The sequence below is a fragment of the Tardiphaga sp. genome (genome assembly GCF_044340795.1).
In the GTDB taxonomy this organism is placed as follows: Bacteria; Pseudomonadota; Alphaproteobacteria; order Rhizobiales; family Xanthobacteraceae; genus Tardiphaga.
Window position 1 is genome coordinate 1 of sequence record NZ_JBIISY010000220.1, and the last position, 9,539, is coordinate 9,539.

At 63.2% G+C, this 9,539-nt stretch carries 6 protein-coding genes; all 6 read left to right on the top strand.

From position 1 onward, the window contains the following. Positions 1-98 precede the first annotated feature (98 nt). On the top strand, positions 99-1,448 hold the full coding sequence (locus tag ACIQ17_RS26080; protein ID WP_398472195.1) for an MFS transporter: 1,350 nt from the start codon (positions 99-101) through the stop codon (positions 1,446-1,448). A 169-nt stretch (positions 1,449-1,617) separates the two neighbouring features. After that, a complete protein-coding gene (locus tag ACIQ17_RS26085; RefSeq protein ID WP_398472196.1) occupies positions 1,618-2,724 on the top strand; it encodes an efflux RND transporter periplasmic adaptor subunit in 1,107 nt (368 codons plus the stop codon). Between the two features lie 24 nt (positions 2,725-2,748). After that, positions 2,749-5,895, top strand: coding sequence for an efflux RND transporter permease subunit (locus tag ACIQ17_RS26090; RefSeq protein ID WP_398472197.1), 3,147 nt, complete (start codon positions 2,749-2,751; stop codon positions 5,893-5,895). 18 nt (positions 5,896-5,913) lie between these two features. Continuing rightward, positions 5,914-6,516 carry a TetR/AcrR family transcriptional regulator gene (locus tag ACIQ17_RS26095; protein WP_398472200.1) on the top strand — a complete coding sequence of 201 codons (603 nt, stop codon included), beginning with the start codon at positions 5,914-5,916 and terminating at the stop codon, positions 6,514-6,516. A 33-nt stretch (positions 6,517-6,549) separates the two neighbouring features. Continuing rightward, positions 6,550-7,173 carry a flavin reductase family protein gene (locus ACIQ17_RS26100; protein WP_398472198.1) on the top strand — a complete coding sequence of 208 codons (624 nt, stop codon included), beginning with the start codon at positions 6,550-6,552 and terminating at the stop codon, positions 7,171-7,173. Positions 7,174-7,547: 374 nt separating this feature from the next. Beyond that, the coding region (locus ACIQ17_RS26105; protein ID WP_398472199.1) for an acyl-CoA dehydrogenase at positions 7,548-9,539 on the top strand (1,992 nt) is incomplete at its 3' end.

A 9,539-nucleotide genomic window follows, 5' to 3' on the forward strand; every position in this document is an offset into this window, starting at 1 on the left:
ACGGAGTTTGACATAGTGCCGCACCCCTACAGTTTCGCTAAACCCCGGCCAAGTCGCGGCCGTCCGGTCGCGCGAGAATAAACTGACGGGAGTGAAACATGAGCCAAACCACCATCGGCACGCGCGCGGAAGCGAGCGCGAGGTCCGGTCTCGAAACGTCGACCATCCGGGCCATCTCCTGGCGGCTGATCCCGTTTCTGATCCTGGCTTATTTCCTGGCCTATCTCGATCGCGTCAATCTCGGCTTCGCCGCGCTGACCATGAATGCCGATCTGAATTTCTCGCCCACCATCTTCGCCTGGGGCGCCGGCATTTTCTTCATCGGCTATTTCATCTTCGAGGTCCCGAGCAACATCGCGCTGGAAAAATTCGGCGCCAGCCGCTGGATCGCCCGCATCATGGTGAGTTGGGGCATCATTTCCGCGCTGATGGCCATCGTCAGCGGCCCCACCAGCTTCTATGTGCTGCGCTTCCTGCTCGGCGTTGCCGAAGCCGGCTTCTTCCCCGGCATCATCCTGTATCTGACCTATTGGTATCCGGCCGAGTATCGCGCCCGCTTCCTCGCGGCTTTCGCGATCGCCGTGCCAGTGTCCACCGTCATCGGCGCGCCGATCTCGGGCATGCTACTCGGCCTCGACGGCATGATGGGCCTGAAGGGCTGGCAGTGGCTGTTCATCATCGAGGGCATTCCCTCGGTGCTGCTCGGCATCGTCACCTGGTTCTATCTCACCGACAAGCCGGCCAAGGCCGACTGGCTGACGCCGGACCAGAAGATGTGGCTGGCTGACAAGCTCGAAAGCGAGCGCATCGTCAAGGAAAGCGCCCATGGCATGTCGCTCGGCCAGGCGCTGACATCGCCAAAGGTGCTGACGCTCAGCGTCATCTATTTCGGCTTTGTCGCTGCCCTTTACGGCATGCAGTTCTGGCTGCCGCAGATCGTGAAGGCGTTCGGCTTCACCAATGTGCAGACCGGATTCGTCACCGCGATCCCATATGCCTTCGGCTCGATCGCCATGATCCTGTGGGCCCGCCACTCCGATCGCACGCGTGAGCGCGTCTGGCATGTCGGCCTGCCCTTGCTGCTGATTGCCGTCGCGCTGGCCGTGTCGGGCGTGGTGAGCAATCCGACCATCACCTTGATCGCGCTGACCGTGGCGGCCGTCGGCGTGTTCTGCACCTTCGCGCTGTTCTGGACGCTGCCGACCGCGTGGCTCAGCGGCGCCGCGGCCGCCGGCGCCATCGCCATGATCAACTCCATCGGCAATCTCGCCGGTTTCGGCGGGCCGTATCTGATCGGCTGGGTGAAGGCAGCCACCGGCAGCACCTCCACCGGCCTGCTGGTGCTGGCTGCCATGCCGCTGATCGCGGGCATTCTCGTGCTCGCCGGCAATCACGGCACGGCAACGGAATTCTCCTCGGCCGACAAGGCGCCGCAGCCGGGCAAATAATCCGCAAGGCATACCCCAAGACGCCAAAAGCGCCGGAGCCATGCTCCGGCGCTTTTTTCCATTGCGCGATCCTTCAAAAATGATGGCGGTTTCGTGATTAGTGACGAATATTGACAATCGTCAGTGGTCAGTCTTAGTTTACCGGAAGCCTCACGAAGGAAATCCGGCCATGTCCCGCGGTCCCCTGTTCGACACTCTCCGCAAACCCGCCATTGCTGCGCTGCTTCTGGTTCCCGCCATCGGCCTCGCCGGATGCGGAAAGAAGGAGGAGGCGGAAGCGAAGCCGGCACGGCCGGTTCTCGTCACCACCGTGCAATACGCCCCGGAATCGCCGTCGCGCAGTTTCGTTGGCACCATCCGCCCGCGCATCGAGACGGATATCGGCTTCCGCGTGGCCGGCAAGGTCGCCAAGCGGCTCGTCGAAGTCGGGCAGACCGTGCAGGTCGGCCAGCCGCTCGGCACGCTCGACGAGATCGATCTGAGGCTTCAGGCCGAGCAGGCCGCGGCCGAGCTCAGTGCCGCCACCGGCGTGCTGGCCCAGGCCAGTGCCGCCGAAGGGCGCGCCAATGAATTGAAGAGCAAGGGCTGGGCGACCCAGGCGCAGCTCGATCAGGCCAAGGCGTCCGGTGATGAAGCCCGTGCCCGCCTCAACCGCGCCGAGCGCCAGGTCGAGCTCACCAAGAACAGTCTCTCTTACGCGACGCTCCACTCCGATACTGCCGGCGTTGTCACCGCGACGCTGATCGATCCCGGTCAGGTCGTCTCTGCTGGCCAGGCCGCCATCCGCGTGGCGCGCTTTGCCGAGAAGGAGGCCGTGGTCGCGATCCCCGAAACGCTGGTCGGCCGCGCCAAGGATGGGCTTGCCACCGTCAGCCTGTGGTCGGGCCCCGGCAAGACCTATCAGGCAAAGCTGCGCGAGATCGCGCCGAATGCCGATGCGGCGACGCGCACCTATCTGGCAAAATTCTCGCTGCCCGATGCCGACGACAAGGTCGTGCTCGGCATGACGGCGACGCTGACCCTCTCCGATCCCAAGACCGAGCGCATCGCTCGCGTCCCGCTCTCGGCGCTGTTCAGCCAGGGCAACCAGTCCTCGCTCTACACCGTCAACGATGCCGGCGAGATCACGCTGCGGCCGGTGAAGGTGAAGACCTATGAAAGCACCGATGTGATCATCACCGGGGGCGTCGATGATGGCGCCAAGGTGGTCACGCTCGGCGTGCAGAAGCTCGATCCCGCGCAGAAGGTGCGCGTCGTCTCCGCTCTGTCGTTTTAAAAGCAAGCATCAAGGACGAAGCCGATGCATCGCTTCAACCTCTCGGCCTGGGCCGTCGCACATCCCACCCTGATCCTGTTCATGATCATCGCGCTGGGCTTTGCCGGCTTCTTCTCCTACGAAAAGCTCGGCCGCGCCGAGGATCCGTTCTTCACCGTGAAAGTGGTGAACGTCACGGCGATCTGGCCCGGCGCGACGGCCAAGGAGATGCAGGAGCAGGTCGCCGATCCCATCGAAAAGAAGATGCAGGAGCTGCCCTATTTCGACAAGGTGCAGACCTATTCAAAGCCGTCCTTCACCGCGTTGCAGGTCTCGTTCAAGGACAACGCGCCGCCGAAGGATGTGCCGTATCTCTTCTATCTCCTGCGCAAGAAACTGGCGGATGCGCAGGGCAGCTTGCCCTCGGGCCTGATCGGCCCGACCGTCAATGACGAATTCAGCGACGTCGACTCCATCCTCTACATGATGACCGGCGACGGCGCCGACTATGCGCAGATGAAGAAGGTGGCCGAAGGTCTGCGCCAGCGCCTGCTCAAGGTCGATGGCGTCACCAAGGTCAATCTGTACGGCACCCAGGACGAGCGCATCTTCGTCGAGTTCTCCCACGCCAAGCTGGCGACTCTGGGTATCACCCCGCAGGCGCTGTTCGACTCGCTCGCGAAGCAGAACGCCATCACGCCGGCCGGCACCGTCGAGACCAATTCGCAGCGCGTGCCGCTGCGTGTCACCGGCGCGCTCGATGGCGTGCAGGCGGTGGCCTCCACGCCGGTGGAAAGCAACGGCCGCACCTTTCGCCTCGGCGATATCGCCGAAGTCAGCCACGGCTTTGTCGATCCGCCGGATTTCAAGATCCAGCAGAAGGGCAAGCCGGCGCTCGGCATCGGCGTCGTCACCGCCAAGGGCGCCAACATTCTTGAGCTCGGCGAAAACGTGAAGAAGGCGGCCGCCGATTTCATGCGGGCCGTGCCGCAGGGCATCGAGATCGAGCAGATCGCCGATCAGCCGCATGTGGTCGAGGAAGCCGTCGGTGAATTCACGCGCTCCTTCGTCGAGGCGCTGGCCATCGTGCTGTTCGTGAGTTTTCTCGCGCTCGGCTGGCGCACCGGCATCGTCGTGGCGCTGTCGGTACCGCTGGTGCTCGGCATCGTCTTCATGGTGATGAATGCCATCTCGCTCGACCTGCACCGCATCTCGCTCGGCGCGCTGATCATCTCCCTCGGCCTGCTCGTTGATGACGCCATCATCGCGGTTGAGATGATGGTCGTGAAGATGGAGCAGGGGTGGGACCGGGTGCGCGCGGCGTCTTTCGCCTGGGAATCCACGGCATTCCCGATGCTCACCGGCACGCTGGTGACGGCCGCCGGCTTCCTGCCGATCGGCTTCGCCAATTCGGCGGTCGGCGAATATGCCGGCAGCATCTTCTGGGTCGTCGCCATTGCGCTGGTGGCGTCGTGGTTTGTCGCCGTGATCTTCACGCCCTATATCGGCGTCAAGCTGCTGCCGAACATGGCGGCGCATGGTGCCGCGCATCAGGATCCGCACGCAATCTATGAAACGCGCATCTATCGCATCCTCCGCAGCGTGGTGCAGTGGTGCGTCAATCACCGCATCAAGGTGGTGGTCGCCACCGTCGGTATCTTCTTTGCTTCGGTGGTCGGTTTCGGTTCGGTGCAGCAGCAGTTCTTCCCGCTGTCGGAGCGGCCTGAGCTGTTCTTCCAGCTGCGTCTGCCGGAAGGCACCGCATTCGACGTGACCAAGAAGTCGGTCGAGCAGGCGGAGACGCTGCTCAAGGACGACAAGGACATCGCGACCTACACCTCCTATGTCGGCCGCGGCTCGCCGCGCTTCTGGCTCGGCCTCAATCCGCAGCTGCCGAATGAAGCCTTCGCCGAAATCGTGATCGTGTCGAAGAATGTCGAGGCGCGCGAGCGCATCAAGGCGAAGATCGAGAAGGCGGTCGCGAATGGCCAGCTCAGCGAAGCCCGCGTGCGTGTCGATCGCTTCAATTTCGGCCCGCCGGTCGGCTTCCCCGTCCAGTTCCGCGTCGTCGGTCCGGACACGGCCAAGGTGCGCGACATCGCCTACAAGGTGCGCGACGTCATGCGCGCCAATCCGAACATCACGGAAGCGCAGCTCGACTGGAACGAGCAGTCGCCTTACCTCAAGCTCGTCGTCGATCAGGACCGCGCCCGTGCGCTTGGCCTGACGCCGCAGGATGTCTCGCAGTCGCTCGCGTTGCTGATCTCCGGCACGACGGTGACGACCATCCGCGATGGCATCGAGAAGGTCGGCGTCGTCGCCCGCGCGGTGCCGTCCGAGCGTCTCGATCTCGGCAAGGTCGGCGATCTCACCATCATCGCGCGCAATGGCGTCGCGGTGCCGCTGACCCAGGTGGCGAATATCGAATATTCGCATGAGGAGCCGATCCTGTGGCGGCGTAACCGCGACATGGCGATCACCGTGCGCAGCGACGTTGTCGATGGCGTGCAGCCGCCGGATGTGACCAACCAGATCTGGCCGCAGCTGCAGTCGATCCGCGACAGCCTGGAGCCGGCCTATCGCATCGAGATCGGCGGCGCGGTGGAGGAGAGCAACAAGGGCAATGCCTCGATTGCGCTGCTCTTTCCGCTGATGATGATCGTGATGCTGACGCTGCTGATGATCCAGCTGCAAAGCTTCTCACGACTCATCCTGGTGTTCCTGACGGCACCGCTCGGCATCATCGGAGCGTCGCTGGCGCTGAATGTCTCGCGCATGCCGTTCGGCTTCGTGGCGCTGCTCGGCCTGATCGCGCTGGCCGGCATGATCATGCGCAACGCCGTCATTCTGGTCGATCAGATCGAGACCGATGTGCGGCACGGCCTGATGCGCAAGGAAGCGATTGTCGAGGCCACGGTTCGCCGTGCCCGCCCGGTGGTGCTCACCGCGCTGGCGGCGATCCTCGCCATGATCCCGCTGTCACGCTCGGCTTTCTGGGGCCCAATGGCGGTCACCATCATGGGCGGGTTGTTCGTCGCGACCTTCCTCACGCTGCTCTATCTGCCCGGCCTCTATGCGCTGTGGTTCAGGAAGAGCCTCGATGAACGCGGTCCCGGCGAGGACGTCGATCATCATGCGCCGCAACATCAGGACAAGCAGCTCGCCTTTCCGCTTGCCGCTGCGGCCGAATAAGAAGATAGCTTGATCAAGATGACGCTTGTGTCCGATCACGTCGAAACCGATGACATGCGTACCCGGATCCTGGTGACGGCTGAAAAGCTGTTCCGTGAACTGGGCTATCAGAAGACCACCGTCGCCGATATCGCGAAGGTCCTTCGCATGTCGCCGGCCAATGTCTATCGCTTCTTCGATTCGAAGAAGTCGATCATCTCGGCCGTCGCCAAGCGCCTGATGGGGGAGGTCGAGGTTGCCGCGCGCGAGATCGCAAGCCGCCCGCAGCCGGTGCACGCACGATTGCGCGAACTGCTGGTCACCATTCACCAGATGAATTCCGAGCGCTATGTCGGTGACGCCAAGCTGCACGAAATGGTGGCCATCGCCATGGAGGAAAGCTGGGACGTCTGCGTCGCGCATATCGACCACATCAATGTCCTCATCGGCGAGGTGATTGCCGAGGGGGCAGCCAAAGGGGAGTTTCATGCTCCGGATGTGCCCCTTGCGGCCCTGTGCGTCTGCACCGCGATGATCCGCTATTTCCATCCGCAGATGATCGTCGAGGCCACCCAGAAGCCCGGCCCGACCATCGACCAGATGATCGACTTCGTCCTTGCCGGGCTGGCGCCGCGGAGCTAGAGGTCGAAGTGCTGATCATTGAAGGGATATCCCGTGAGCGCTTTCGATCTCCACAGCTACGAGCCCCGTAACGGACATGGCCTGAAGCACGATCCCTTCAACGCCATCATCGCACCGCGGCCGATCGGCTGGGTGTCGACCCGCGGCAAGGATGGCAGCGTCAATCTCGCGCCCTACAGCTTCTTCAACGGCTTCAATTACACGCCGCCGCTGATCGGTTTCTCCAGCATCGGCATCAAGCACTCCACCCGGAACGCGCAGGAGACCGGCGAATTCGTCTGGAATCTCGCCACCATCGATCTCGCCCAGCATATGAATGCCACCGCCGCCCATGTCGGCCGCGACGTCGATGAATTCGAGGTCGCCGGCCTGACCAAGGTGCCGAGCACGCTGGTCAATGTCCCCCGTGTCGGCGAGGCCCGCGTCGCCTTCGAATGCAAGGTCACCGAGATCATCGAGCTGAAGCGCGCCGATGGCCAGTCGGCCAATGCCTTCCTCACCATGGGAGAGGTGGTGGCCGTGCATATCGACAAGAGCCTGATCGTGGACGGCGTCTATCGCACCGCGCTGGCCAGCCCCATCGTCCGTGCCGGCCGCAAGGGCGATTATTTCACGGTCAAGCACGAAGACATGTTCGAGATGACCCGGCCGGATTGACACTCGGTGTCGTCCCGGCGGACGCCGGGACCCATACCCTCCGACGACGTGATGAAAACGCCGTCGTTGTGACCTGAGCTTGCAGCCACGCTGATGGTGTCTATGGGTCCCGGCGTCCGCCGGGACGACAGCGAGCGTCGTGGCAGGCTGCACGGTCAGCCCGCCGCGCGACCTCCTGCCACGCGCCCCTTCATCGCTAGGATGGAACCGATGCGGTATCGTTGCCGTTATCGATGGCTCAATGCTGACCAATTTCGCTTAAATTTCAATGCGAAAGCTAAGCTGAAACCAACATCGTCCCGCTAGAGCGAATGCCCTTGAGCGATCAGCTTCCGCCCGGAAGCAAGGCCGCGCCGACCGAGAGGAATTCCCCCATGAGCTCACCCAGCCTGCGCAAGGATTATCTCACCAAGCCGATCTTCGGCTGGGCCAAGGGCGTGCTGCCGACCATGTCGGACACCGAGCGCGAGGCGCTGGAAGCGGGCGATGTCTGGTGGGATGCGGACCTGTTCACCGGCAATCCCGATTGGGCCAAGCTGCTCAAGGTGGCGCCGGCGACGCTGACTGCGGAAGAGCAGGCGTTCATGAGTGGTCCGGTGGATCGCTTGTGCGAGATGATCGACGACTGGAAGATCAATTGGGAATTACGCGACCTGCCGCCGGAGGTCTGGGACTTCATCAAGCGCGAAAAATTCTTCGGCATGATCATCCCGAAGGAATATGGCGGCCTCGGCTTCTCGCCGTTTGCCCATTCCGAGGTGGTGCGCAAGATTTCGTCGCGCTCGGTTGTGGCTGCCGTCACCGTGATGGTGCCCAATTCATTGGGCCCCGGCGAATTGCTGATGAAGTTCGGCACGGACGAACAGCGCCAGCGCTGGCTGCCGCGCCTGGCCGATGGCCGCGATATTCCCTGTTTCGGTCTCACCAGCCCCGAAGCCGGCTCCGACGCCGCCTCGATGATCGATACCGGCATTATCTGCAAGGGCACCTTTGACGGCCAAGAAGTACTCGGCCTGCGCCTCAACTGGCACAAGCGCTACATCACGCTCGGACCCGTCGCGACGCTGATCGGCCTCGCCTTCAAGGCCTATGACCCCGATCATCTTGTCGGCGATCAGGATGAACTCGGCATTACGGTTGCGCTGATCCCGCACGATCTTCCGGGCGTCGAGATCGGCAAGCGCCATCTGCCGTCGATGCAGGTGTTTCAGAACGGCCCGAACTGGGGTCGTGATGTCTTCATCCCGCTCGACTACATCATCGGTGGTCAGGAGCGCCTCGGGCAGGGCTGGAAGATGCTGATGTCGGCGCTTGCCGCCGGCCGTGGCATCTCGCTGCCATCGCTCTCGGCTGCTGGCGCCGCTTATGCCGCGCGCACCACCGGTGCCTATGCGCGCATCCGCGAGCAGTTCAACATCTCGATCTCAAAATTCGAGGGCATCGAGGAGCCGCTCGCCCGCATCGCCGGCACCGCCTATCTGCTCGATGCCGCGCGCCGGTTGACATCCGCAGCGCTCAATCAGGGCCATCATCCCGCGGTCATTTCCGGCATCATGAAGCTGCATGCCACCGAGCGCATGCGTCTCGTCATCGATGATGCCATGGATATCCATGCCGGCAAGGCCGTCATCGATGGCCCGCAGAATTACATGGGCAATCTCTATCGCGCGGTGCCGGTGGGCATCACGGTGGAGGGCGCCAATATCCTGACGCGTAATCTGATCGTGTTCGGGCAGGGCGCGATCCGCGCGCATCCCTATCTGCTGCAGGAAATGACGGCGCTCGGCGATCCCGACAAGAAGAAGGGCCTCGACGCTTTCGATACGGCGTTCTGGAAGCATGTCGGCCACAGCGTCACCACGCTGTTCCGCGCATGGGGCCGCAGCTGGACCGGTGGCGTCTTCGCTCCGGCGCCCGATGCCGGCGCTGCCACGCAGTTCTATCGCCAGCTGTCGCGCTATTCGTCGGCTTTCGCGCTCTGCGCCGATATGGCGCTGCTGACGCTTGGCGGCGCGTTGAAGCGCAAGGAGATGCTGTCGGCGCGCTTCGGCGATATTCTCTCCGAGCTCTATCTTCTCTCGGCCGCGCTAAAACGCTGGGAGGATGAAGGCCGCCAGCAGGACGATCTGCCGGCGCTCGAATGGTGCATGGCCACGGGCTTCAAGACCATCGAGAACCGCTTCGCCGAAATCCTCGCCAATCTGCCGAACCGCTTTGTTGCGGCGATCCTGAAATTCGTGGTGCAGCCGTTCGGCGCCTCGGTGCTCGGCCCGTCGGACCGCGTTGTGCATCTTTGCGCCCAGATGATTCTGGAGCCGTCGGCCACGCGTGATCGGCTGACGCCGGACCTGTCGCATGTGGATGAC